Here is a 22,445-nt window from a genome sequence, read left to right as displayed (position 1 = left end):
GGCATCTGACGAAATATTGAGCGCATGCTACTCGGACAGAGCGCAACCCTTTTCCGACGGTTTGTCGAAATCGTGAATGGAGAGACCGACTTCCCGCCCACCGGGGTGAACGTGTTCCAGGGCGCCGGAGACCGGCAGCGGGGAACCGTCACAGCCGACAAGGCGAACCTGAACGACCTGGTCACCGACCGGGCCCAGGTGAAGGAGCGCCTGACCATCCAGGGCGGGCTGACGGTCGGCGACGTGCTGGAGACGCAGGACGGCCCGTCCCGGCTGGTCGTCCACGGCCGGCTGGACGCCGAGGGCGAGCTGAACGCCGCCGGGAACGTCGTCGCCGGTGGTGACCTCACCGTCAACGGCGTTCTCCGGCCGATGCGGAACCTGGAGGTCGGGGGTGCGGTCGTCGCGGGCGACCTCACGGTCAGGGACAAACTGACGACCGACCACGAGCGGTTCAAGCTGATCGTCCACGGGGAGTCGCTGTACCTCGGGAAGGTGAACGCCAACCGGCACCTGTCGGTCCGCAACGAGGGCACCGGGTGGATCATGCACACCAACGACGGCCAGGTGTCGATCCAGGGCGGCCTGCGGGTCCACGGGGCGTTCCGCTCGGACAGCTGACGGTCATGGCGCGACGGCCGCCCGGCAGGAGTGCGCGCCCGACAGGAGCACGCCTCCGGCCGGGCGGCCGCCGGCAGGGGGCAGCCGCAGGCGGGGCAGGGCGGTCGGAACCCGACGGTGACGACGTCGACGACCGGCCCTGCGACGCTCTTCCACGGCCGTCGAGGCCGACGCGGACTTCGCCGCCGGCCTCGACGACGCCGGAACACTGCCGGCCTTCGGGTGAAGCGCACCTTCAGATGGCGCGTAAGGCCCCGGGGATCAAGCCAATGCCCTGGCCGGATCACCACCCTTGTACGTAGTCAATCGTGCACATAGCGTGACGACCTGTCCGCAATGCGGCTCCCTCGCACTGACGTGAAAGGTGGTTTCGTCATGTCCGACAAGCCCGGGTACGCCGACCTCATCGAGCCCACTCCCGGCGTCGCCGAGGCGAACCGGAAGTCCGTGGAGGCCGTCGAGACCGGCGACCAGACGGGCGGCCAGGACTTCGCCGATGCCAGCCGCGGTCTGATCGCCCTGCCCGGGACCAACGTCATCTGGTCCCGCAAGGACTCCGGGAAGGTCGTCTGGGACTTCACCGCGTACGAGTTCCTCGATCCCGACCCGAGCTCCGAACCGCCGACGGTCAACGGCAGCCTGCAGCGGCAGGGCCAGCTGACCGCCATCGCCGGGCTGTTCCTGGTCCACAGCAGCCGCGAGTACCGGATCTACCAGGTCCGCGGCTACGACCTGTCCAACATGACGATCGTCGAGCACGATGCGGGCCTGGTCGTCATCGACCCGCTGGCCTGCTACGAGACCGCGCGGGCCGCGCTCAAGCTGTTCCGGGACCGGACGGAACTCTCCAAGGAGCAGCGGCCCGTCAAGGGCGTCGTCTACACCCACTGTCACGTCGACCACTTCGGCGGCTCCCGCGGCCTCTTCGCCGAACAGGGCGACCCGCTGGAGCCTGGTGTTCCCGTCGTCGCGCCGGAGGGCTTCCTCGAACACGCGATCAGCGAGAACGTCTACGCGGGCCCCGCGATGGCCCGGCGCGCGCAGTACATGTACGCGGCGCAGCTGGACAAGAGCCCGACGGGCCAGGTCGGTTCGGGCCTGGGCACGACCATCTCCACGGGCGAGGTGACCCTCGTCCCGCCGACGGAATACATCGGCGGCCCGCTCCACCAGCCGGTCCCGAAGGACCGGTGGAAGGACACCTACGTCATCCCCTGGCGGCCGGGGCTGTACGAGTTCGACCTGGCCGGCGTCCAGATGCTGTTCCAGCTGACGCCGGGCACCGAGGCCCCGGCGGAGATGAACATCTACTTCCCGGACGCCCGGACCCTGTGCATCGCGGAGAACGCCACGCACACCATGCACAACATCCTCAGCCTGCGCGGGGCGCAGGTGCGGGACGCGCACGCGTGGTCGAAGTACCTCACCGAGGCGATCCAGACCTTCGGCAAGGAGACCGACGTCCTGTTCGCCTCGCACCACTGGCCGATGTGGGGTGACGAGCAGGGCAACGGGCGCATCCTCGAATTCCTCGACAGGCAGCGCGACATGTACGCCTACCTCAACGACCAGGCCCTGCGGCTGATCAACGCCGGCCGCACCGGGACCGAGATCGCCGAGGAGTTGCCGACCCTCCCGGCGGGCCTGAACGACCACTGGCACAACCAGGGCTACCACGGCTCGGTGAGCCACAACCTCAAGGCGGTCTACCAGCGTTACATGGGCTGGTACGACGGCAACCCGGCCCACCTGTGGCAGCTCCCGCCCGTCCAGTCGGGCGCGGCCTACGTGGAGGCGATGGGCGGCGCCGAGGCCGTGATCGCCCTGGCCCAGCGGGCCTATGACACCGACACCCCGGACGGCTTCCGCTGGGCCGCCGAACTGCTCAACCACGTCATCTTCGGGGCGGCGGCCGAGTCGGGCAGCCCGCTCGCCGAGCCGCAGGTCACCCGGGCCAGGGAGTTGCAGGCCAAGGTCCTCACCCAGCTCGGTTACGGCAGCGCCAACGGCACCTGGCGCAACGCCTACCTCACCGGCGCCCAGGAGGTCGTCAACGGCCCGCAGCCGCTGATCACCAGCCAGAGCTCGGCCGACCTGGTGCGCAGCACCACCCTGGAGCAGTTCTTCTCCGCCCTCGCCCGGAGCGTGGACGGGCCGACGGCCGCGGACCGGCACCGCCTCCCGATCGCCCTCAACTGGGTGTTCACGGACACCGGCGAGAAGTGCACCACGACTCTGCGCAACGGCGTGCTGGTGTTCGTGGCGGACGGCGACCGCCTCCTCGAGGTGCCGGACGCCACCATCACGCTCAGCCGTCAGACGCTCAACGAAGTGGCTCAGACCCCCGGTTTCCGGAGGAACTTCGACCAGGCGGTGCGGGAGAACAAGATCACGCTGGACGGCGAGAAGGCTCAGCAGGCGGCCGACGCCGTCTTCGACACCCTGACCCTCCCCGACCCGAAGTTCCCGATCGTCACCCCGCGCACCCGCTGAGTGTCACGACACCGGGCCGGCTTCACCCGAAGCCGGCCCGGTTCGCACCCCCTCCCCCGGCGCTTCCCGGTCCTTCCCCGTCCGACTGAAAAGTGATATCACTTTGCTAAGTCCGTGACCGTGCGGACCGAGGACGAGAGGAGCCGGCCCGATGGCCGCTCAAGACCACGCCTTCGAGGGCGTCGAAATGCCCGCCCCCAAGGTCACCGAACGCGTCATCACCGGAAGCGCCGGGCTGCCCGTGCTCGCGCTCGGCCTGCTGCTGCTCCTCGGCAGCGCCGCGACGACCGTCGTCGGCATCGTCCTGGCCGCCCAGAGCGGCTCGGCCGCCGGAATCGCCCTGACCTCGGCCGGCCCGGTCGTACTGCTCGCCTCGGTGATCCTGCTCTGCGGCCTGACCGCCGTGGCCCCCGGCCAGGCCCGGGTGGTGCAGCTGCTCGGCCGCTACCGGGGCACCATCCGCGCCGACGGGCTGACCTGGGTCAACCCCTTCACCTCCCGCCGGCGGATATCCACCCGGATCCGCAACCACGAGACCGAGACCACCAAGGTCAACGACTCCGACGGCAACCCGATCGAGATGGCCGCCGTGGTCGTCTGGCAGGTCGAGGACACCGCGAAGGCCACCTTCGAGGTGGACGACTTCACCGAGTTCGTCGCCATCCAGACCGAGACCGCGGTGCGCCACATCGCCAACAGCTACCCGTACGACGCCCACCAGCCCGGGCAGTTGTCGCTGCGCGACAGCGCGGACGAGATCACCCGCAAGCTCTCCGAGGAGATCTCCACCCGGGTCGCCTCGGCCGGCGTGCGGGTGGTGGAGTCCCGGATCACCCGGCTCGCCTACGCCCCCGAGGTCGCGCAGGTGATGCTGCAGCGCCAGCAGGCCAGCGCCGTGGTCGCCGCCCGCCGCTTGATCGTGGAGGGCGCGGTGGGCATGGTGGAGCTCGCCCTGGACCGTCTCGCCGAGCGCGACGTGGTCGAGCTGGACGAGGAGCGCAAGGCCGCCATGGTGAGCAACCTGCTGGTCGTGCTCTGCGGCGACCGGGGCACCCAGCCGGTGGTCAACACCGGCTCCCTGTACCAGTAGGAGGTGCGTCCAGGTGGCGCCGGAGCGAAAGAAGATCCTGCTGCGCCTGGACCCGGCCGTCCACGACGCACTGGCCCGCTGGGCCTCGGACGAACTGCGCAGCACCAACGCGCAGATCGAGTTCCTGCTCCGCCGGGCCCTGACCGAGGGCGGCCGGATGCCGGGCGGCGTACCCCGCCTGCCCAGGCGCGGCCGCCCGCCCAGGAACGGCGAGCCGGAACCGGACCAACACCAAGCTCCCTGAGGACGGTTGGAGTCCCGCCATGGAACTGCCCGGCACCCTGCCCGGCCAGCTCTACCTGCTGGCCCACGACCCCGAACGGGGCCGCCTGACCGGTACGCACAACCTCGAACCGCTGCTGCGCGCCGCGGCCCTCACCGACCTCCTCCAGCGCGGCCTGCTCCGCGACGCGAACGGCAGGCCGGAGGTCACCGGCCGGGCCCCGGCCGGGCTCGACCCGGTGCTCGCCGGCATCCTCACGGAGCTCGCCGACGGCCGGCCCCGCCGCTGGAGGAACTGGATCGGACGGCGCCGGCGCACCACCCGCGCCGTCCGGGACGGCCTCGCGGCCACCGGCTGGATCCGCCTCGACGAGCACCGTGTGCTCGGCCTCTTCCGCACCGTCCGGCCCACCCCGCGCGACCCCCGGGTCCGCAAGGCCCTGGCCGCCGCGGTCTCCTCGGCCCTGCACGGACCGCTCTCCCGGGTCGAGCCGGGCGACGCGGCGCTGGTCGCCCTCGCCGACGCGGCCCGGCTCGCCCTGGTCCTGCCCCGGAAGCTGCGCCGCGAACAGCGGGAACGGATCGCCGCACTCGCCGCGCTCTGCGGCCCGGTCCCGCGCGCCCTGCGCCAGGCGATCGCCGCCCGGGACAGCGCGGCGACCTGACCCCGGCAGGGTCCGGAACGGTATCGCGGCAGGTGAGGCGCCCCGAGGCCCCCGGGCGGGGTGTGGCTATCCCCCCGCGAAAGTCTGATGCTGGCCGCAGCGCGCGACGAACGCTTCCCGGGAAATGATCATCCTCAGTTCCGCGAGAGCGAGTTGAGGAGTGATCGGCATGACGGGAAAGCACCTGCGGCGACGGACGCTGCTGACCACGACGGCCGTCGCGGCGGGAGCCCTGCTGGCTCCCGCCGCGGCCCAGGCAGCGCCGACGACCCAGGGAGCCCCGGCAGCCCCGGCGACGGGCGGCGGCGGGCAGGGCCCGGTCCGCACGCTGGAGCGGGCGGCCCACCCGCTGCGGTCGACGGAGCCCGGGACGGACACGGCCGACCTGCGGCCCCTGGGGGCGATGATCGGCGGCGCCAAGGTGGTGGGCCTCGGCGAGGCCACGCACGGCTCGCACGAGTTCTTCGCCATGAAGGAACGGGTCTTCCGGTACCTCGTCGAGGAGAGGGGATTCACCACCTTCGCCCTGGAGATGAGCTGGCCCGCCGGACTGCGGATCGACGAGTACCTCCAGGGCGGCCGGGGAGACGCACGCCGGATCGTCAAGGAGGAACTGGGCGAATCCCCCTGGGAACGCGAGGAGTTCGTCAGCCTCATCGAGTGGATGCGGGACCACAACCGCCGCCACCCCGGCCACAAGGTCCACTTCATGGGCGACGACATCGGCGCCCCCAAGGTGGGCGACGACCTCTTCGCGCGGGTGACGGGCTACGTGCAGCGGCAGCACCCGGAGCTGCTGCCGCGCTTCACCGAGCTCTACACCGGCCTGCGCCCCCTCGACGACAGCTTCGCCTACCTGGCCGGCCCGCTCGCGGAACGACAGCGGCTCGCCGCCAACGCCCGGCAGGCCCTGGAGCTGCTCACCGGCCGACAGGGCGCAGGCGGAACCGAGTTCGAGTGGACGGTGCAGCACGCCCGGTCCATCGCCCAGACCGCCACGTTCCTCGCCTTCGACCTCGCCGACCCCGCGGTCATCCCCGTCGCGATGCTCTACCGCGACCAGCTGATGGCCGACAACACCGCCTGGTGGCAACGGCACACCGGCCACCGGATGCTGCTGTCGGCGCACAACTCCCATGTGGGGTACGTGACCGACATCCCCGAGACCTACCCCAAGGTGCAGGGCGCGTTCCTGCGCGACCTGCTCGGCAAGGACTACCTCCCCATCGGATTCACCTTCGACCGGGGCTCCTTCCTGTCCAAGGACCAGAGCCTCGGCGGCCCGTGGAAGAAGTACACCGTCGACGCGGCCGGGCCCGGCACCAACGAGGAAACCCTCGACAAGGTCCGCCACCGGGACTACTACCTCGACATCCGCACCGCCCCACCCGCCGCCCGCACCTGGCTGGACACCGCCCGCCCCACCCGCAGCATCGGCACCGAATACCCCGTCCCCCTCGCCGACATCCGGATAGCCTCCAGCTACGACGTCCTCATCCACCTCCACCGCATCCGCGAAGCCGACCAGCTGCGCCCCTAGCCGCTGACCGAGGGGCCGGTCTGGACCCGGCGCCGGTCCGGGTCCGGGCCGCGAGGAGATGTGCGGCCGCCGAACCCCGCCCGCGCCGGGCCGGTCAGACCTGGTTGAGGCCGCCGTCGACGAAGAGTTCGGCTCCGGTGGTGAAGGAGCTCTGGTCCGAGGCGAGGAAGAGGGCCGCGGCGGCGACCTCGTCGGGGCGCCCGATCCGGCCCAGCGGAATCCTGGCGACGAGCTCGTCCACCACGGGCGCCTCCCCCGCGCCCAGACCGCTGACGGCGGGAGTCTCGATCGGGCCGGGGCTGATGGCGTTGACCCGGATGCCGCGGCCCGCGAGCTCGGCGGCCCACGTGCGGACGAGGTTGCGGTCGGCAGCCTTGGTGGCGCTGTAGACGCTCATCGACTCGACGCCCCTCGACGCGTTGGTGGAGGAGAGCACGACCACCGAGGCGCCGTCCGACAGCAGGGGCAGCGCCTTCTGGACGGTGAAGATCGCCCCCTTGACGTTGATGCCGAAGGTCCTGTCGTAGTGCTCCTCGGTGATCTCCCCGAGCCGGGCGAACGCGCCGACACCGGCGTTGGCCACCACGACGTCCAGCCGTCCGCTGCGTGCCTCGATCGCCGCGAAGAGCCGGTCGAGGTCATCGAGGTTCGACACATCGCTCTGGACGCCTACGGCCCGTCCGCCGATGGCTTCCACGGCCTCGTCCAGCTCGGCCTTGCGCCGGCCGGTGAGGTAGACGGTGGCGCCTTCGGCGGCGAACCGGCGGGCGACGGCAAGACCGATCCCGGCCGAGCCCCCGGTCACCAGGGCGATCTTTCCATCCAGCTGTCCCATGGTTTCCACTCCCTTGACCAGCACTGCTTCGACCATCACTGGAGCTGCTTCTGGTGGGAGCGCCGAACCCCCGCCGGGAATTCCCCGGGGCGTTCCGTGTCCACCGGCGCCGCCCGGCCCCGGAAGGGGCGCGGAGGCGCCGCGTGCGCGGCCGCCGGGATGCGAGCCACCCGGGTGTGGTGGAAATGTGGAAGAGAGAGCCCGGCACGGCCCCGGCCCCCTGCCCTGGCCGCGCCACCGGGTTCCCGAAGGCCGTGTGCACCGGATGAGGACGACCGAGGACTCGCACAGACCTGCGGCGGTCACACGCCGACCGCCCGGAGGCCCCCGTCGCTCACCCTCCGTAGCGCGAATCGATGCCGGATGCGTGCTCTGCCGAATCGAGGCGGTACCAGTGGATCTCAGGATGTCGGTCGAAGCCCGGGAGGCGTTCCTCGCCGGCCCGCACGTGGGAATCCTGGGGGTGGACGACACGCGCGACGGCGGCGGACCGCTGCTCGTCCCGCTCTGGTACTCCTACCGGCCGGGCGGGCCGGTGACGATCCAGACCGGGCGGGAGACGCTGAAGGCCCGGCTCATCCGCGGTGCGGGCCGGTTCAGCCTCTGCGCGCAGGTCGAGTCGGCGCCCTACCGCTACGTCAGCGTGGAGGGGCCGGTGGTGGCCGTCGAGGACCCGCTGCCGCCGGCCGAACGCGAGGAGCTGGCCCACCGGTATCTGGACGCGGACACGGCGGCGGCCTACCTGGACGCCAACCAGCGGCAGCTGGCCGACGACGTCCTCATCCGCATGAGGCCCGAGAGATGGCGGACCGCCGACTTCGCCGCCTTCGCCGAGGAGTTCGAACCGTAGCTTCCCGCGCACGCGGTCGGTGCGCGGCAGAGAGCGTGACATCCCGATGAACACCCGAACAACGACGCATCAGGCGACGGCCGAGCACGCCGCGGCGGTGCCGTATCCACGCGATCGGTGCCTCCATGAGCTGTTCGACTCCAGGGCGGCGCACCGCCCGCGGGCCATCGCCTCCGTCCAGCACGGCCGCAGCATCAGCTACGGCGAACTCAAGCTCCGCTCCGACGCGTTGGCGGCCCGGCTGTACGACTCCGGCGTGCGGTACGGCGACACGGTCGGGGTGTGCGGGGCCCGCTCTCCGGAGGCGCTGGTCGCGTTCCTGGGCATCCTCAAGACCGGTGCGGCCTACGTCCCGCTCGACGACGCCTCACCGCCCGCGCGTCTGCAGGCGATGGCCGAGGACGCGGGGGTGCACACCGTCGTCGCACTGCCCGGCAGCTCCCGCCGCATCCGGCGCGTGCGTTCCCGCATCGACCTGGGCGGCCCGGCCCCGGCCGCCCGGACCGGACCGCCCGCCCCGACCGCCCCGGCCGCGGTACCGCAGGCCCGGGCACTCCCCGCGGACTGCGCCTACGTGATGTTCACCTCCGGCTCGACCGGCCGCCCCAAACCGGTGGCGATCCCGCACCGCGGAGTCGTCCGGCTGGCCGCCTCCGACCTGGTCCGGCAGCGGCCGCGACCCGGTGAGCGGGTGCTGCACGCCTACGGCCTCTCCTCGGACGCCTCCTCGATCGAGATCTGGCCCGCGCTGCTCGCCGGCGCCTGCCTCGTGATCGCCGACCAGGAGGAACTGCTGTCGCCGGCCGCCCTGGAGTCGCTCCTGCTCTCCGAACGGGTCGGCGTCGCCTACCTGACCACCGGGGTGTTCCACCACATCGCGCGCACCAGGCCCTCGGCGCTGCGGTCCCTGCGGTTCGCCTCGGCCGGAGGCGAGGCGATGGACGCGGAGCTGGCCCGCGCGATACTGGCGGCCTGCCCGGACACCACCGTGGTCAACTTCTACGGCCCGACCGAGAACAGCGTGGTCTCCACCGCACACATGCTGCACGACCTGCCTCCCGAGGCGACGGCCGTGCCGATCGGCCTCCCCCTGGAGAACTCCACCTGTCATGTGCTGCGCCCGGACGGCACACTCGCCGGCACCGGCGAGGAGGGCGAACTCCTCGTCGGCGGGGACGGGCTCGCACTGGGGTACCTCGGCGACCCCGAGCTGACCGCCGAGCGCTTCGTCGACGACCTCGTCGAGCCCGGTACGCGCCTCTACCGCACCGGTGACCGCGTGGTCCGGCGCCCCGACGGCTTACTGGAGTACCGGTCCCGGGTGGACCGGCAGATCAAACTGCGCGGGCACCGCATCGAGCCGGACGAGGTGGAGACGCGGCTGCGCGCGGACGACGCGGTGGGCGAGGCCGTCGTCGAACGGGACGGCGACTCCCTGATCGGGTACGTGACACCGGCCCGCCCCGGCCGGGCGCTGCCCCTGGACCGCATCCGCGGCGGTCTCGCCACCTGGCTGCCTGCGGCCGCGGTGCCCGCGCGGCTGGTGGAACTCGCGCGGTTCCCGGTGACGGCCGGCGGCAAGGTCGACCGCCACCGGCTGCGCGGGCTGGCGGCGACCGAGGAGGCCGCCGCCCAGCCGGCGGTGAACGGCACCGCGCCCGGCCCGCGAGGCGCGGTGGCCCGGATCTGGCAGGTGGTGCTGGGTGTGCACCCGGCACCGGGCGACAGCTTCTTCGACATCGGCGGCGACTCCCTGCTGGCGGCCGAGGCCGTCACCCGTACGCTGACCGCCTTCGACCTCGACGCCCGGCACGGCCGCACCCTCGTCCACAGCCTGCTGCGCTCCCCCACACTGGAGGACTTCACCGCCGCCGTCACCGCCGTCCAGGGCCGGCCCGGCGGGGTGAACGCCGACGCGGGCCCGGTGGACTTCCGCGCCGAGGCACGGCTGGGCTTCACCCTCCCGCCGCCGCGCGGGCCGGAGCCGGACTGGCGCCACCCCGCGGAGGTGCTGCTCACCGGCGCCTCCGGCTTCGTCGGCGCCTTCCTCCTGGCCGCGCTGCTGCGCCGCACCGACGCCCGGGTGCACTGCCCGGTACGAAGCCGGGCCCCCGCCCACGCCCGGCAGAAGGTGATGCGGAACCTCGCCCGCTTCGGCCTCGCCACCCCCGAAACCGCCGACCGCGTCGTCTGCCTCCCCGCCGACCTCGCCGAGCCCGGCCTCGGACTGGAGCCGGGCCGCGCCGACGAACTCGCCGACACCCTCGACCTGGTGATCCACTCGGCCGCGCAGGTCAACTTCATCTATCCGTACGACGCGCTGCGCCGCACCAACGTGGACGGCACCAGAGAGCTCGTCCGGCTGGCGGCCGGACGCCGGGTGCCGGTGCACTTCCTCTCCACCATCGCGGTGCTCGCCGGCTTCGGAACCGCCGGCGTACGGCACGTCGACGAGGACCTGCCGCTCGACCACGCCGACCGGCTCACCATGGGCTACGCCGAGAGCAAGTGGGTCGCCGAGGAGGTGCTGCGCGACGCCGCGGACCAGGCCCAGGGCCTGCCGGTGGCGGTCTACCGTCCGTACGAGATCACCGGAGACCGGCGCACCGGCGCCTGCAACACCGACACCGCGATCTGCTCGCTGTTCAAGACGATCAGCGAGACCGGGCTGGCCCCCGACATCCCGCTGCCGCTGGACTTCGTCCCGGTGGACTTCCTCTCCGACGCCCTGGTGCACATCGCCACCACCCACCGCACCACCCGCCGGACCTACCACATGACCAACCCCCGCCCCGCGGGCCTGCGCGACATGCTCGACCGGATGGACACGGCCGGCCACCGGATCTCCCGGCTCCCCTACGAGGAGTGGGTGGGCGAGCTCGTCCGCCACGTCGCGCGGCACCCCACGAGCCCCACCGCCCCGTTCGTCTCGCTGTGCGTGGACCGCTGCAAGCAGGCCGACATGTCCGTCAAGGAGATGTACTTCGAGGGCACCTTCCCGACCGTCGGGCGGGCCAACGTCGAGCGCGACCTGGCCACCTCGGGCCTGCACTGCCCTCCCGTCGACGCGGAGCTGCTGGACCGCTACCTGGAGTACTTCTACGCCACCGGCTACATCGAACGCCCCGGCCGCGGCCACCCCGAAGGGGAGCGGACATGAGCGCGCGGCGGCCCGGCGCCGAGCCGGACGTCCTGGACTTCCCGCTCCCGCCGCCGGGCACCATGGGGCCGCCCGGGGAGTCCGCGCGGCTGCGCGAGAGCTGCCCCCTGGCCAGGGTCAGGATGCCGATGGACGCGACCGCCTGGTACGCCACCCGGTACGAGGACGTCCGGATGCTCTTCGCGGACCCCCGGCTGATCAGGCCGACCATCAACGACTGGCCGTCGCGCCCCGGGCAGCCCGCGGACGACGGGCCGCGCCTGGTCACGATCGCCGAACTCGACGGCCCCCGGCACGCGGCCCTGCGCCGGGCCCTGGCCGAGCCGTTCAGCTCCCGGGCCGTGCGCGACCACCTGCCGCGCATCCGCGGGCTCGCCGGGCGACTGCTGCGGGCGTTCGAGGAGAACGGCCCGCCCGGCGACCTGGTCGCCGGCTTCACCGACCCCTTCCCCCTGCTCGTGCTCTGCGACCTGGTGGGCATCCCCTTCGAGGACCGGGACTGGTTCCTCCCGGTCCTGGACGCGGCCCTCGGCGGCATGGTGACCTCCCAGGAGGGCCGCCGGGTCACCGGCCTGCTGCGCGAGTACGTCGCCGGACTGATCGCCCGGAAGCGGGGCCGGCCCGGCGACGACGTCCTGACCCTGCTGGTCCGCCGGTGCGACGACGGCGAGCTGACCCACGACGACGTACTGGCCTTCGGGCTGTCCATGCTCACCGTCGGCTTCGGCATCAGCAGCTTCTTCCTGGCCGACACCGTGCACACCCTGCTCGACCGGCCGGACCTCTGGGCCCGCCTGCGCGACGACCGCGGCCTCCTGCCCGGCGCGGTGGAGGAGTTCCTGCGCTACATGCCGGTGATGAACGGCACCGTGATCCTCCTGGCGACCGAGGACATCGAACTGCACGGGCGGACGATCCGCGAGGACGACGCCGTCATCCCCGTACCGGCCTGCGCCAACCGCGACGAGCGGGTCTTCGCCGACGCCGACCGGCTCGACCTGGACCGGGCCGGCGCGACCACGGGCCGCGGGGGCCACCTCGCCTTCGGACGGGGGGCCCACAACTGCCTCGGCGCCCACCTGGCCCGCGCCGAACTGACCACGGGAGTCGAGGCGCTGCTCGACCGCTTCCCGCGGCTGCGCCTCGCCCAAGGACAGGAACCCGCCTGGGACGACGAATCCGTGACCAAGTCACCGCTGACCCTCCCGGTCAGCTGGTGAGACCCACCCGGCCACCTCACACCCGGCCACCTCACACCCGGCCACCTCACACCCGGCCACCTCGTACCCGGCCACCTCGTACGCGATCACCTCGTACCCGGCCACCTCGTACGCGATCACCTCGTACGCGATCAGGGAGCACCGCCAGTGAGCAGCACACCGCCGCGACCCGCCGTCGACCCGCCCGTCATCGACCTGCCCCTCCCGCCGCCGGGCACCATGGGCCCGCCCACGCAGTACGGGTGGCTGCGCCGGGAGTGTCCGCTGGCCGAGGTCCGGCTGCCGATCGGCGCCACCGCCTGGTACGCCACCCGCTACGAGGACGTCCGGGACCTGATCGCGGACCCCCGGCTGATCCGGCCCACCATCAACGACTGGCCGCCCCGGCCCGACCGGGCCATCGACGACGAGCCGGGCCTGATCACGATGATGGAACTGAACGGCCCCCGCCACGAGGCCCTGCGGCACGCTCTGGCCGAGCCGTTCAGCGTCCGTTCCGTCCGGTCCCGGCTGCCGCGCCTGCGCCGGTCGGCCGACGGGCTGCTGGACGATTTCATGGCCGCCGGGCAGCCCGGCGACCTGGTCGGCGGCTTCCTGGAGCCCTTCCCGCTGCTGGCCATGTGCGAGCTGGTGGGCATCCCCTACGAGGACCGCGAGTACTTCCTGCCCAGGGCGGACGCCGCCCTCGGGGCGATGGTCACCCTGGACGAGGGCCGCGAGGTCACCTCCGAACTGCGCGAGTACATCGCGTCACTGCTCGACCGCAAGCGGCGCGAGCCCGCCGACGACGTCCTCACCGGGCTGGTCCACGCGTGCGGGCCCGGCACCCCGGACGGGGAGAGCGTGGTGAACTTCGGGCTCTCGATGCTGGTCGCCGGCTACCGCACGAGCACCATGTTCCTGGCCGACGCCGTGGTGGCCCTGCTGACCGTGCCCGACCGGTACGCCCGGCTCCGCGACGACCGCGGCCTCCTGCCCGGCGCGGTGGAGGAACTCCTGCGGTACATCCCGGTCATGAACGGCGTCGTGGTCCTCCAGGCCGTCGAGGACATCGAGTTGCACGACCGCAGGATCCGCGCGGGCGACGCCGTCCTGCCCGTCCTCGCCTCGGCCAACCGCGACGAACGGGTGTTCACCGACGCCGACCGGCTCGACCTGTGCCGAGCGGAGAACCCGCACCTCACCTTCGGCCGGGGCGCGCACAACTGCATCGGCGCACACCTGGCCCGGGCCCAGCTGACCGTGGGACTGGAGGCCCTGCTCGACCGCCTCCCCCGACTGCGCCTCGCCGAAGGACAGGCCCCCACCTGGGACGACGAATCCCCGAGCAAGTCACCGCTCACCCTCCCCGTCAGCTGGCACGACACCACCGCCGCTCAAGGGGCCGGCGATCCACCGGAGCAACCACGAAGCCACCGCCCCCCGCCGCCGTGAGGGCGCCCCCGAGCGCCGCGCTCACCGCCGTGTGCCCGAACGGACGCGCCGCCACGAGGTCAGTCGGCAGCCGTGGGCAGCAGGTGCGGCGCGTACTTCTCGACCGCTTCCATCAGTTGCCTCTTCGACGGGTTCACCATCGCCCGGCCGGCCACGGTCACGGTCGGCACGGTCTCGTTCCCGTCCGCGACCGAGCGGACGAACGCCGCCGCCTCGGAATCCCTCCAGATGTTCACCTTGCTGTACCGCAGCCGCGTGAAGCGCAGACGCAGGAGCAGTCGAGCGGTTCACCCCGCCGAAGCCGCTCCGGCTTCCCTCCGGGGCGGCCGGACGGCCCTCTTGCCGGCCGGCCCTGCCGACACCGCCGCGCGGACCGACCGTGTCAAGGGCTGCCGCAGCACCGGGCGCCGCGTGGGCCGGGTCCACGTCCTCACCCGGCCCCTGACGGACCACCTTCGATTCGAGTTCGCGCACTACCGCCACAACATCGCGGCCGGGGAGGACATCCGGATCCTCGACCCGCCCTTTCTGGAATTCCTGGAAGAGCGTGGGTGAGTGACGTTCGACCCCGAGCAGCTGGATCGGTCCACAGCCGATCTGGCGGAAATGCTCCGCGGCCTTCGAGCGCTTGAAGCGCCCGCGGATCTGGCCGAGGAGCGGTTCCGGGGCGTGGCCCGATGAATACCTTCACCGTTCATGACGATCGATTGGCGACCGTGGAGACCTTCACCGGGCGAATCGCATTTAGCAATGCCCGGGATTTCGCCGAACACTTGGACATATTCACACTGTACGAAGACCTGGCAATATTCGGAGAAAACTCCAGAGAGCCCCTGGCGACCCGGGCTGCGACACATCGGAAAGATCTTTAGTCCACTACGGAAATCCCCTTGAAGGGCACGAACTCACTCCCTTATCTTCTTCTCCAGGAAAGGGATTCAGCAGGAGGAGAAACCGCCACAGAACGGCGGCTCCTCGGCGCGGCACCGGCCCGAGCCGTGTCAGGACCGACGGGCAAACCCGTACACGAGCGGAGAACCCCCATGGGTAAGCACGACGACGGCAAGGGCGGCAGCTCCGGCGACAAGCAGCAGTCGCCGAAGGAGTCGGACGGCCAGTGGAAGAGGCCCGTACCGCCGCCCGGCCCGGACGAGGAGAAGAAGTAGGCGCGAGCCGATGAACAAGAACGCGCAGTTGGTCGCCGAACTGACCAAGTCCGGTGCGCTGGGCGAAGAGTGGCGGGGCGCGTTCGAGCGCGCCCCGCGCTCTGCCTTCATTCCGGATGCCGTCTGGGCGCCGGACGAGGGCACACCCAGCGGCTATCGCCTGGTCGCCAAGGGCCGGGATCCGCACGGCTGGTGGGAGCTGGTCAACGCCGACGACGTGGTCGTGACGCAGCTGGACGACGGGGATTCCGACGGCCCCGGCGTCGCCACCTCGTCGGCCTCCATGCCCTCCCTGGTCGCGATGATGCTCCGCCACCTCGACCTCGCCGAGGGGCAGACCGTGCTGGACATCGGCACCGGTACCGGCTGGACGAGCGCCTTGCTGTCCGCCCGACTCGGCGACGCCGGCGTGACCACGGTGGAGATCGACCCGGGCGTCGCCGCCGAGGCGGCGCGCCGGCTGAAGGCCGCCCGGTTCACGCCCCGCCTCGCGGTGGGCGACGGCCTGGCCGGCCATGCCTCCACCGCCCCCTACAACCGCATCCACTCCACGGCAGCGGTACGGCACGTGCCTCTCCCATGGATCGAGCAGACCGAGCCCGGCGGGGTCGTCGTGACGCCCTGGGGTACGCCGTACGCCAACGCCGGGCTGCTCCGGCTGGTCGTCGGCGGTCCGGGCCGGGAGTCGCACGGCCGGTTCGTGGAGAACGTCAGCTTCATGTGGATGCGGGCACAACGACCGCACGCCGTGACGGCTCCGGGCGTCGGGCCGGTACGTGACAGCGCGTCCCCGATGGATCCGGACCTTGCCGAGGAGAACGTCCACGCGGCGTTCGCCATCGGCCTGCGGGTGCCCGGAGTTCGCTCCGTGCACACCTGGGACAGCGAGGATCCGCAGGGCACCTACCGCGTGCAGCTCTCCGACAGCGAGGGCTCCTGGGCCTCCGCGCGCCATCGGCGATGGGATGCCGGAGACGCCGTTCAGCAGACCGGGCCCCGCCGAATCTGGGACGAGGTCTGCGCCGCCCGGCTGTGGTGGCTGAAGGAAGGCAAGCCGGAACTGACCCGCTTCGGGCTGACCGTCGGCCCGGACGGGGGCCAGACCGTCTGGCTGGACAGCCCCGACCACCCCGTCGGCTGACGCCAGGACGAGCCGCTGGAAGCACGCCGGTTCCAGAGTGAACATATGGCTGAGCGTGTCCGTCCGGGTCCGGACCGGGGAGATCGACGACACCGAGGGCAGGCTGGTTCCCGAGTCGTCGAGACCACGTCCACCGGACCCGACCGCCCCTCGGAAACCGCTCTCGATCGCACCTGGCCGATCTCCGGCGAAATTCTCCGTACTATGTATAGTGTACTGCGTACGGGATAATCGCCGACGAGAGGGCCCATCGTGCAGATCAACTCCTCCGCCGTTTCACTCACCGTCGAGGACGTCGCCACCTCCTCCGCCTTCCTCCAGCGGCACTTCGGGTTCGCCGAGCAGATGGCGGCCGACGGCTTCGTCTCGCTCGGCCACGAGAGCGCCGGGCTCAACGTCGTCTACCTGCGGCGCGGCCTCGACGTGCTGCCCGAGGGGTTCCGGGACCAGCACGCCGCCGGGCTGATCCTGGCGTTCACCGTCGACGACCTGGCCGGGGAGGAGGAGCGGCTGCGGGGGGAGGGCGTGGAGATCACCATGCCGCTGCGGGAGGAGCCGTGGGGTGAGCGGCTGTTCCAGGTCACCGACCCCAACGGCGTGGTGGTCCAGCTCGTCGAGTGGGTCCAGCGGTAGCGGGCAGACAGCGGTGCCCCTGGCCGGGCCAGGGGCACCGCCTCACCACGAGGCTGAACGACGAGCAGGACCAGGGACGATCAGTCGACCGTCCAGGTGTCGTTGCCCGCCAGCAGGCCGGCCAGGTCGCCGGGGCCGCGGTGGGCGGCGGCGGTGGCCAGCTGGCTCGCCATCAGCTCGTCGTAGACCGGGCGCCGGACGCTCCGCAGGACGCCGATCGGGGTGTGGTGCAGGGCGTCCGCGTCGGCGATCCGGGAGAGCGCGAACGCCGTGGCCGGGCCGGCCGCGTGCGCGTCGTGGACGAGCACGGCGGACTCGTTCTCCGGGGTGACCGCGCCCACGAACAGCTCGCCGTCGGCGGCCCGGAAGACGCCCTGGGCGGCATCCGCGCCGAACCGGATGGGCTTCCCGTGCTCCAGCCGGATCAGCGCCTCATCCCGCGTGCCCGGATCCTTCAGCACCTCGAAGGCGCCGTCGTTGAAGATGTTGCAGTTCTGGTAGATCTCGACCAGCGCGGTGCCCTCGTGCTCGGCGGCCGCCCGCAGCACGGACTGCAGGTGCTGGCGGTCGGAGTCGATGGTCCGGGCGACGAAGGTGGCCTCCGCGCCGATGGCCAGCGAGAGCGGGTTGAACGGGGCGTCCAGCGAGCCCATCGGCGTGGACTTGGTGATCTTGCCGAGTTCGCTGGTCGGCGAGTACTGGCCCTTGGTGAGACCGTAGATCCGGTTGTTGAACAGCAGGATCTTCAGATTGACGTTCCGTCGCAGCGCGTGGATCAGGTGGTTGCCGCCGATCGAGAGCGCGTCGCCGTCCCCGGTCACCACCCAGACGCTGAGGTCCTGCCGCGACGAGGCGAGCCCGGTCGCGATCGCCGGCGCGCGCCCGTGGATCGAGTGCACTCCGTAGGTGTTCATGTAGTACGGGAACCGCGAGGAGCAGCCGATCCCGGAGACGAAGACGGTGTTCTCCCGCCGGATCCCCAGCTCCGGCATGAAGGACTGCACGGCCGCCAGGATGGCGTAGTCCCCGCAGCCGGGACACCAGCGCACCTCCTGGTCGGTCTTGAAGTCCCTGGCGGTCTGCTTCGCCTCGTCCTTCGGCACGAGCTTCAACGAGGGAAACGTGTCACTCATCGGTTGTCCTCCTCGTCCAGGGTGCCGATCGCCGCCCACAGCACGTCCGCCAACTGGGCCGCCTTGAAGGGAAGTCCACGCACCTGGTTGTAGGACTCCGCGTCCACCAGGTACTTGGCGCGCAGCAGCAGCGCCAGCTGTCCGAGGTTCATCTCGGGGACGATCACCCTGTCGTAACTCCTCAGCACCGTCCCCAGGTTGGCCGGGAAGGGGTTGAGGTTGCGCAGATGCGTCTGGGCGATGCGGCCGCCGTCCGCCCGGACGCGCCGCACCGCCGCGGTGATCGGACCGTACGTCGAGCCCCAGCCCAGCACCAGGACGCGGGCCTCGCCGTCGGGGTCGTCGACCTCGGTGTCCGGCACGGCGATGTTGTCGATCTTGGCCTGCCGGGTGCGGACCATGAAGTCGTGGTTGGCGGGGTCGTAGGAGATGTTGCCGGTGCCGTCCTGCTTCTCGATGCCGCCGATGCGGTGCTCCAGGCCGGGCGTACCGGGCACCGCCCAGGGGCGGGCGAGCGTCCGCGGGTCGCGCTGGTAGGGCCAGAAGGCGCCGTCCTCGCGGTTCGGGCCGGTGGCGAAGTCGGGTGCGATCTCGGGGAGTTCGTCGACCTCGGGGATCCGCCAGGGCTCGGAGCCGTTGGCCAGGTAGCCGTCCGAGAGCAGGAGGACCGGGGTGCGGTAGGTGACCGCGATCCGGGCCGCCTCCAGGGCCGCGTCGAAGCACTCGGCCGGGGTGGCGGGGGCGACGATCGGCACCGGCGCCTCGCCGTTGCGGCCGAACATCGCCTGGAGCAGGTCCGCCTGCTCGGTCTTGGTCGGCAGACCGGTGGACGGGCCGCCGCGCTGGATGTCGACCACCAGCAGCGGGAGTTCGAGCGAGACGGCCAGGCCGATGGTCTCGCTCTTCAGGGCCACCCCCGGGCCGGAGGTGGTGGTCACGCCGAGCGCGCCGCCGAAGGCCGCACCGAGGGCGGCGCCGATACCCGCGATCTCGTCCTCGGCCTGGAAGGTGCGCACGCCGAAGTTCTTGTGCCGGCTCAGCTCGTGGAGGATGTCCGAGGCCGGGGTGATCGGGTAGGAGCCGAGGTAGAGCGGCAGCCCCGAGCGCTGGGCGGCGGCGATCAGGCCGTAGGAGAGCGCGAGGTTCCCGGAGATGTTGCGGTAGCGGCCCGCGGGCAGCTTGGCCGGCGGCACCTCGTAGGAGACGGCGAAGGTCTCGGTGGTCTCGCCGAAGTTCCAGCCGGCCCGGAAGGCGCTGATGTTGGCCTCGGCGATCTTCGGCTTCTTGGCGAACTTGCCGCGCAGGAAGGACTCGGTGCCGTGGGTGGGGCGGTGGTACATCCAGGAGAGCAGGCCCAGGGCGAACATGTTCTTGGCCCGCTCGGCGTCCTTGCGGGCCAGTCCGCTGTCCTTGAGCGCCTCCAGGGTCAGCGTGGTCAGCGGCACCTTGTGCAGGTGGTACGCCTCCAGCGAGCCGTCGGCCAGCGGGTCGGCCGGGTAACCGACCTTGGCGAGCGCCCGCTTGGTGAACTCGTCGGTGTTGACGATGATCTCCGCGCCGCGCGGCAGATCGGGGACGTTGGCCTTGAGAGCGGCCGGGTTCATCGCGACCAGGACGTTCGGCGCGTCCCCCGGGGTCAGGATGTCGTGGTCGGCGAAGTGCAGTTGGAAGGACGAGACGCCGGGCAGGGTACCGGCGGGGGCCCGGATCTCGGCCGGGAAGTTGGGCAGGGTGGAGAGGTCGTTGCCGAAGGACGCCGTCTCGGAGGTGAAACGGTCGCCGGTGAGCTGCATTCCGTCACCGGAGTCCCCGGCGAACCGGATGATCACCCGGTCCAGCCGGCGGATCGGTTTGGGACGCCTGGGCTGCGGACTGTCCGGCGCGGTGGGACCGGCCTGGCCCGCACCGGGCCCGGAGCGGCCCTCGTCGCCGTCCGAGCCGTCCACTGCCTCTGACTGATCGACCTGACTGGTCACTGCCGCGGACCTCCTCGTGGGCACCAGCCGCGGGCGTGAGCCGTGTGCCCCGTCCGCCTGGTGCACCTCTCGCATCCTATGCGGCCGGGTATCGCCGCTGGCGGGAACGGCCGCATGCGGCGGGAAATACAGAACGACACCACACTTTCGATAGAACACCGACCGGGGTGACGGTCATACCGCGCAGGCCCGGAACGGGAGTCGGGGCAGCCGGGGCCGGGAACGAGCGGCCCCCCGGCAAACGCCCCCAAGCCCCCCCCCCGGCCCCCGGCCCCCGGGCTCAACAGCGCTCAAGGGCGCTCAAAAGTGGTCAAGCACGCTCAGGAGTTGAGATAGGTGAGCACCGCCAGCACCCGGCGGTGGTCCTCGGGGCTCTGGGCGAGGCCGAGCTTGAGGAAGATGTTGCTGACGTGCTTCTCCACCGCGCCGTCCGAGACGACCAGTTGCCTGGCCACCGCCGTGTTGGTCCGGCCCTCGGCCATCAGCCCCAGCACCTCGCGCTCACGCGGGGTGAGGCCCGCCAGCACATCGCTCTTGCGGCTGCGGATGAGCAGCTGCTGCACCACCTCGGGGTCCAGCGCGGTGCCGCCCCCGGCGACCCGGACCACCGCGTCCGCGAACTCACGCACCTCGGCGACCCGGTCCTTCAGCAGATACCCCACGCCCCGGGTGGAGCCGGCCAGCAGCTCGGAGGCGTACCGCTCCTCCACGAACTGCGACAGCACCAGCACACCCAGCTCCGGGTACTGGGCACGGAGCGCGACACAGGCCCGCACGCCCTCGTCGGTGTGGGTCGGGGGCATCCGGACGTCCGAGACCACGACGTCCGGCAGGGCGCCGGCGGCGGCCAGGCCGTGGATGGCCTTCAGCAGCGCCTCGGCGTCCCCGACGCCCGCCACGACCTCCAGGCCACGATCGGTGAGCAGCCGGGTCAGGCCCTCCCGCAGCAGTACGGAGTCCTCGGCGATGACGACGCGAAGCATGGTGGCCTTCCGGCTGGGCTGGGCTGGGCTGGGCTGGGCTGACGGGTGTCAGTCTCCCCTATCCTCGGTCCTGCCCGGGCGGAAAATCATGCCGGGGCAGCACCTCACCGCAGCACCTCACCGCAGCACCTCACGGGCGACACCTCACATGGTGCGGATGGCCACCGAGTCGCAGAGCTCCTGCAGCGCCGCCTTGGCCGGGCAGTCCGGCAGCGGGTCGAGCAGGGCCCGGGCCGCCTCGGCCTGCCGCAGCGTCTCCCGGCGGGCGCGCTCCAGCGCGGGGTGGCGGCGCAGCAGCCGCAGCGCCTCGGCGTGCAGCTCGTCGTCGGCGAGGTCGAGGGTGAGCAGCTCGTGCAGCCGCCGGTCGGCCGGGTCGGACTCGTCCACCGGCATCTGCTGGAGCAGCAGGGTCGGCAGCGTGGCCACGCCCTCGCGCAGGTCGGTGCCGGGGGTCTTGCCGGACTCGTCGCCGTCGCTGGCGATGTCCAGCACGTCGTCGGCCAGCTGGAACGCGGTGCCGATCCGCTCGCCGTACTCGGCGAGGATGTCGGTCACCCACGGCTCCGCGCCGGCCATCAGCGCGCCGATCCGGCAGGAGACGGCGATCAGCGAACCGGTCTTGCCGGCCAGCACGGCCAGGTAGTGGTCCAGCGGGTCGTCGTCCGGGCCGGGGCCGGCGGTCTCCAGGATCTGGCCGGTGACCAGCCGCTCGAACGCGTCGGCCTGGAGCCGGACGGCCTCCGGGCCGAGGTCGGCGAGCACCTGGGAGGCGCGGGAGAAGAGGAAGTCGCCGGTGAGGATGGCGACCGAGTTGTCCCAGCGCGAGTTGGCGCTGGGGGCGCCGCGGCGCACGGGGGCCTCGTCCATGACGTCGTCGTGGTAGAGCGTGGCGAGGTGGGTGAGCTCGACGACGACGGCGGCCGGCACCACGCCGGGCGCGCCCGGGTCGCCGAACTGGGCGGCGAGCATCACCAGCAGCGGGCGGAAGCGCTTGCCGCCCGCCTCGATCAGGTGGCTGGCGGTGATGGTGATGAAGGGGACGTCACTCTTCACCGCCTCGGTGAGCGCGGTCTCCACCGCGTCCATCCCGGCCTGGACGTCGCGGGTGAGATCGCGGTCCTGCACGCTGAGCCCAAAGGGTCCCACGACGGTCACGAAGACCACTCCTCTGTCCCTGGTCGATCTAGCGGCCTGGTCCCTGAGTGCCGCCGCTGGCCATACAGGCAGGGTATCCGGTCACGAGTGGATCACTGCACGGGCGTGCGGATCCTGTCATGATCGGG

The 22,445-nt window shown here is 71.8% G+C and carries 21 protein-coding genes; 15 read left to right on the top strand and 6 right to left on the bottom strand.

All coding sequences use genetic code 11. The features are described 5' to 3' along the window. Positions 1-72 precede the first annotated feature (72 nt). From ACIQIB_RS08820 to ACIQIB_RS08795, 6 genes are all read left to right on the top strand, one after another. A complete protein-coding gene (locus ACIQIB_RS08820) occupies positions 73-621 on the top strand; it encodes a hypothetical protein (protein ID WP_363607804.1) in 549 nt (182 codons plus the stop codon). A gap of 375 nt (positions 622-996) precedes the next feature. Then, positions 997-3,114, top strand: a complete 2,118-nt coding sequence (locus ACIQIB_RS08815) for an alkyl/aryl-sulfatase (protein WP_400757351.1) — start codon at positions 997-999, stop codon at positions 3,112-3,114. Positions 3,115-3,265: 151 nt separating this feature from the next. Next, complete coding sequence (locus ACIQIB_RS08810) at positions 3,266-4,204, top strand: SPFH domain-containing protein (protein WP_400653751.1); 939 nt, start codon at positions 3,266-3,268, stop codon at positions 4,202-4,204. Positions 4,205-4,217: 13 nt separating this feature from the next. After that, positions 4,218-4,448 carry a hypothetical protein gene (locus ACIQIB_RS08805; protein WP_400653750.1) on the top strand — a complete coding sequence of 77 codons (231 nt, stop codon included), beginning with the start codon at positions 4,218-4,220 and terminating at the stop codon, positions 4,446-4,448. A gap of 19 nt (positions 4,449-4,467) precedes the next feature. Continuing rightward, complete coding sequence (locus tag ACIQIB_RS08800; protein WP_363607808.1) at positions 4,468-5,091, top strand: GPP34 family phosphoprotein; 624 nt, start codon at positions 4,468-4,470, stop codon at positions 5,089-5,091. Positions 5,092-5,260: 169 nt separating this feature from the next. Next, positions 5,261-6,631, top strand: coding sequence for an erythromycin esterase family protein (locus ACIQIB_RS08795; RefSeq protein ID WP_400757349.1), 1,371 nt, complete (start codon positions 5,261-5,263; stop codon positions 6,629-6,631). A gap of 94 nt (positions 6,632-6,725) precedes the next feature. Here the strand turns inward: ACIQIB_RS08795 and ACIQIB_RS08790 are convergent, their stop codons facing one another. Beyond that, on the bottom strand, positions 6,726-7,466 hold the full coding sequence (locus tag ACIQIB_RS08790; protein ID WP_363607810.1) for an SDR family oxidoreductase: 741 nt from the start codon (positions 7,464-7,466) through the stop codon (positions 6,726-6,728). A 406-nt stretch (positions 7,467-7,872) separates the two neighbouring features. Between ACIQIB_RS08790 and ACIQIB_RS08785 the strand changes: the two genes are divergently transcribed. The 4 genes from ACIQIB_RS08785 to ACIQIB_RS08770 all read left to right on the top strand — a co-directional run bounded on the left by ACIQIB_RS08785 (position 7,873) and on the right by ACIQIB_RS08770 (position 14,130). Continuing rightward, on the top strand, positions 7,873-8,316 hold the full coding sequence (locus ACIQIB_RS08785) for a pyridoxamine 5'-phosphate oxidase family protein (protein WP_400757348.1): 444 nt from the start codon (positions 7,873-7,875) through the stop codon (positions 8,314-8,316). Between the two features lie 46 nt (positions 8,317-8,362). After that, on the top strand, positions 8,363-11,476 hold the full coding sequence (locus tag ACIQIB_RS08780) for an amino acid adenylation domain-containing protein (protein WP_400757346.1): 3,114 nt from the start codon (positions 8,363-8,365) through the stop codon (positions 11,474-11,476). After that, positions 11,473-12,696 carry a cytochrome P450 gene (locus tag ACIQIB_RS08775; RefSeq protein WP_400757344.1) on the top strand — a complete coding sequence of 408 codons (1,224 nt, stop codon included), beginning with the start codon at positions 11,473-11,475 and terminating at the stop codon, positions 12,694-12,696. The genes ACIQIB_RS08780 and ACIQIB_RS08775 overlap by 4 nt, the downstream gene beginning before the upstream one ends. Before the next feature lie 147 nt (positions 12,697-12,843). After that, positions 12,844-14,130 (top strand): cytochrome P450, encoded by a 1,287-nt coding sequence (locus ACIQIB_RS08770; protein ID WP_400757342.1) that lies wholly within the window; start codon positions 12,844-12,846, stop codon positions 14,128-14,130. A gap of 59 nt (positions 14,131-14,189) precedes the next feature. Here the strand turns inward: ACIQIB_RS08770 and ACIQIB_RS08765 are convergent, their stop codons facing one another. After that, complete coding sequence (locus ACIQIB_RS08765; protein ID WP_400757341.1) at positions 14,190-14,366, bottom strand: hypothetical protein; 177 nt, start codon at positions 14,364-14,366, stop codon at positions 14,190-14,192. 103 nt (positions 14,367-14,469) lie between these two features. On the opposite strand from ACIQIB_RS08765, the gene ACIQIB_RS08760 reads away from it, so the two are divergent. The 5 genes from ACIQIB_RS08760 (at position 14,470) to ACIQIB_RS08740 (ending at position 17,070) form a co-directional block, all read left to right on the top strand. Further along, positions 14,470-14,685: a DUF6879 family protein gene (locus ACIQIB_RS08760; RefSeq protein WP_400653744.1), complete on the top strand. Its 216-nt coding sequence runs from the start codon at positions 14,470-14,472 to the stop codon at positions 14,683-14,685. Continuing rightward, a complete protein-coding gene (locus ACIQIB_RS08755) occupies positions 14,686-14,811 on the top strand; it encodes a hypothetical protein (RefSeq protein ID WP_400757339.1) in 126 nt (41 codons plus the stop codon). A 362-nt stretch (positions 14,812-15,173) separates the two neighbouring features. Further along, the gene (locus tag ACIQIB_RS08750; protein WP_363607816.1) at positions 15,174-15,296 is read left to right on the top strand and encodes a hypothetical protein; all 123 of its coding nucleotides are present in this window, start codon (positions 15,174-15,176) and stop codon (positions 15,294-15,296) included. Positions 15,297-15,306: 10 nt separating this feature from the next. Continuing rightward, on the top strand, positions 15,307-16,437 hold the full coding sequence (locus ACIQIB_RS08745) for a methyltransferase domain-containing protein (RefSeq protein ID WP_363607817.1): 1,131 nt from the start codon (positions 15,307-15,309) through the stop codon (positions 16,435-16,437). Between the two features lie 252 nt (positions 16,438-16,689). Next, a complete protein-coding gene (locus ACIQIB_RS08740; RefSeq protein ID WP_363607818.1) occupies positions 16,690-17,070 on the top strand; it encodes a VOC family protein in 381 nt (126 codons plus the stop codon). A gap of 80 nt (positions 17,071-17,150) precedes the next feature. Here ACIQIB_RS08740 and ACIQIB_RS08735 read toward each other — a convergent pair whose 3' ends face one another. The 4 genes from ACIQIB_RS08735 to ACIQIB_RS08720 form a co-directional block, all read right to left on the bottom strand. Continuing rightward, the gene (locus ACIQIB_RS08735; RefSeq protein ID WP_363607820.1) at positions 17,151-18,203 is read right to left on the bottom strand and encodes a 2-oxoacid:ferredoxin oxidoreductase subunit beta; all 1,053 of its coding nucleotides are present in this window, start codon (positions 18,201-18,203) and stop codon (positions 17,151-17,153) included. Beyond that, positions 18,200-20,179, bottom strand: a complete 1,980-nt coding sequence (locus ACIQIB_RS08730; protein ID WP_400757338.1) for a 2-oxoacid:acceptor oxidoreductase subunit alpha — start codon at positions 20,177-20,179, stop codon at positions 18,200-18,202. The genes ACIQIB_RS08735 and ACIQIB_RS08730 overlap by 4 nt, the downstream gene beginning before the upstream one ends. A gap of 320 nt (positions 20,180-20,499) precedes the next feature. Continuing rightward, entirely contained in the window at positions 20,500-21,162 is a 663-nt protein-coding gene (locus tag ACIQIB_RS08725; RefSeq protein WP_400757336.1) for a LuxR C-terminal-related transcriptional regulator, read from the bottom strand. 144 nt (positions 21,163-21,306) lie between these two features. Then, a complete protein-coding gene (locus ACIQIB_RS08720; RefSeq protein ID WP_363607823.1) occupies positions 21,307-22,317 on the bottom strand; it encodes a polyprenyl synthetase family protein in 1,011 nt (336 codons plus the stop codon). Between the last annotated feature and the right edge of the window lie 128 nt (positions 22,318-22,445).

The organism is Kitasatospora sp. NPDC092286 (genome assembly GCF_044755565.1).
GTDB lineage: Bacteria > Actinomycetota > Actinomycetes > Streptomycetales > Streptomycetaceae > Kitasatospora.
This window is presented reverse-complemented; position numbering and strand designations above follow the sequence as displayed.

What these genes read in the sequence shown, in the direction of transcription:
- ACIQIB_RS08750 (WP_363607816.1), top strand. Translation starts at nt 15,174, where the DNA reads ATGGGTAAGCACGACGACGGCAAGGGCGGCAGCTCCGGCGACAAGCAG.
- ACIQIB_RS08790 (WP_363607810.1), bottom strand. Translation starts at nt 7,466, where the DNA reads ATGGGACAGCTGGATGGAAAGATCGCCCTGGTGACCGGGGGCTCGGCC.
- ACIQIB_RS08810 (WP_400653751.1), top strand. Translation starts at nt 3,266, where the DNA reads ATGGCCGCTCAAGACCACGCCTTCGAGGGCGTCGAAATGCCCGCCCCC.
- ACIQIB_RS08800 (WP_363607808.1), top strand. Translation starts at nt 4,468, where the DNA reads ATGGAACTGCCCGGCACCCTGCCCGGCCAGCTCTACCTGCTGGCCCAC.
- ACIQIB_RS08780 (WP_400757346.1), top strand. Translation starts at nt 8,363, where the DNA reads ATGAACACCCGAACAACGACGCATCAGGCGACGGCCGAGCACGCCGCG.
- ACIQIB_RS08745 (WP_363607817.1), top strand. Translation starts at nt 15,307, where the DNA reads ATGAACAAGAACGCGCAGTTGGTCGCCGAACTGACCAAGTCCGGTGCG.
- ACIQIB_RS08775 (WP_400757344.1), top strand. Translation starts at nt 11,473, where the DNA reads ATGAGCGCGCGGCGGCCCGGCGCCGAGCCGGACGTCCTGGACTTCCCG.
- ACIQIB_RS08785 (WP_400757348.1), top strand. Translation starts at nt 7,873, where the DNA reads ATGTCGGTCGAAGCCCGGGAGGCGTTCCTCGCCGGCCCGCACGTGGGA.
- ACIQIB_RS08815 (WP_400757351.1), top strand. Translation starts at nt 997, where the DNA reads ATGTCCGACAAGCCCGGGTACGCCGACCTCATCGAGCCCACTCCCGGC.
- ACIQIB_RS08725 (WP_400757336.1), bottom strand. Translation starts at nt 21,162, where the DNA reads ATGCTTCGCGTCGTCATCGCCGAGGACTCCGTACTGCTGCGGGAGGGC.
- ACIQIB_RS08795 (WP_400757349.1), top strand. Translation starts at nt 5,261, where the DNA reads ATGACGGGAAAGCACCTGCGGCGACGGACGCTGCTGACCACGACGGCC.
- ACIQIB_RS08735 (WP_363607820.1), bottom strand. Translation starts at nt 18,203, where the DNA reads ATGAGTGACACGTTTCCCTCGTTGAAGCTCGTGCCGAAGGACGAGGCG.